Here is a 1,546-nt window from a genome sequence, read left to right as displayed (position 1 = left end):
AGAGGAAATTGTTTCCTCGAGTCGTTGATTTCACACTGCCGAGAAAAGCCTCTAGCTAGAATTGTGGTGCCCGTACCGCAAACCGACACAGGTAGTCAAGATGAGAATTCTAAGGTGAGCGAGCGAACTCTCGTTAAGGAACTCGGCAAAATGACCCCGTAACTTCGGGAGAAGGGGTGCTCTTTAGGGTTAACGCCCAGGAGAGCCGCAGTGAATAGGCCCAAGCGACTGTTTATCAAAAACACAGGTCTCTGCTAAACCGTAAGGTGATGTATAGGGGCTGACGCCTGCCCGGTGCTGGAAGGTTAAGAGGAGTGGTTAGCTTCTGCGAAGCTACGAATCGAAGCCCCAGTAAACGGCGGCCGTAACTATAACGGTCCTAAGGTAGCGAAATTCCTTGTCGGGTAAGTTCCGACCCGCACGAAAGGCGTAACGATTTGGGCACTGTCTCAACGAGAGACTCGGTGAAATCATAGTACCTGTGAAGATGCAGGTTACCCGCGACAGGACGGAAAGACCCCGTGGAGCTTTACTGTAGTCTGATATTGAAATTCGGCACAGCTTGTACAGGATAGGTAGGAGCCTGAGATGCGTGAGCGCTAGCTTACGTGGAGGCGTTGTTGGGATACTACCCTCGCTGTGTTGGATTTCTAACCCGCACCATTTATCATGGTGGGAGACAGTGTCAGATGGGCAGTTTGACTGGGGCGGTCGCCTCCTAAAGAGTAACGGAGGCGCTCAAAGGTTTCCTCAGAATGGTTGGAAATCATTCATAGAGTGTAAAGGCATAAGGAAGCTTGACTGCGAGACTTACAAGTCGAGCAGGGTCGAAAGACGGACTTAGTGATCCGGTGGTTCCGCATGGAAGGGCCATCGCTCAACGGATAAAAGCTACCCCGGGGATAACAGGCTTATCTCCCCCAAGAGTTCACATCGACGGGGAGGTTTGGCACCTCGATGTCGGCTCATCGCATCCTGGGGCTGTAGTCGGTCCCAAGGGTTGGGCTGTTCGCCCATTAAAGCGGTACGCGAGCTGGGTTCAGAACGTCGTGAGACAGTTCGGTCCCTATCCGTCGTGGGCGTAGGAAATTTGAGAGGAGCTGTCCTTAGTACGAGAGGACCGGGATGGACATACCTCTGGTGTACCAGTTGTCGTGCCAACGGCATCGCTGGGTAGCTATGTATGGACGGGATAAGTGCTGAAAGCATCTAAGCATGAAGCCCCCCTCAAGATGAGATTTCCCAACTTCGGTTATAAGATCCCTCAAAGATGATGAGGTTAATAGGTTCGAGGTGGAAGCATAGCGATATGTGGAGCTGACGAATACTAATCGATCGAAGACTTAATCAAATTTTAAATGTTTTGTTTTGGTTAAATCATATTTTACTTACTATCTAGTTTTGAATGTATAATTTCATACATTTCATTGTCTGGTGACAATGGCAAAGAGGTCACACCTGTTCCCATGCCGAACACAGAAGTTAAGCTCTTTAGCGCCGATGGTAGTCGGACTTACGTTCCGCAAGAGTAGGACGTTGCCAGGCA

Annotated in this window: 2 rRNA genes; both read left to right on the top strand. The window is 50.1% G+C overall.

From position 1 onward, the window contains the following. Nucleotides 1-1,351: ribosomal RNA gene (locus D9V42_RS14590) — 23S ribosomal RNA — on the top strand; the annotation flags it as partial. A gap of 79 nt (nucleotides 1,352-1,430) precedes the next feature. Next, nucleotides 1,431-1,545 (top strand): 5S ribosomal RNA (rrf, locus tag D9V42_RS14585). The last annotated feature ends 1 nt before the right edge of the window (nucleotide 1,546 follow it).

Source organism: Staphylococcus pseudoxylosus (assembly GCF_003697915.1).
Lineage (GTDB): Bacteria > Bacillota > Bacilli > Staphylococcales > Staphylococcaceae > Staphylococcus > Staphylococcus pseudoxylosus.
The sequence above is the reverse complement of the archived record's forward strand: the minus strand, read 5'-3'. Positions and strand labels throughout refer to the sequence as shown.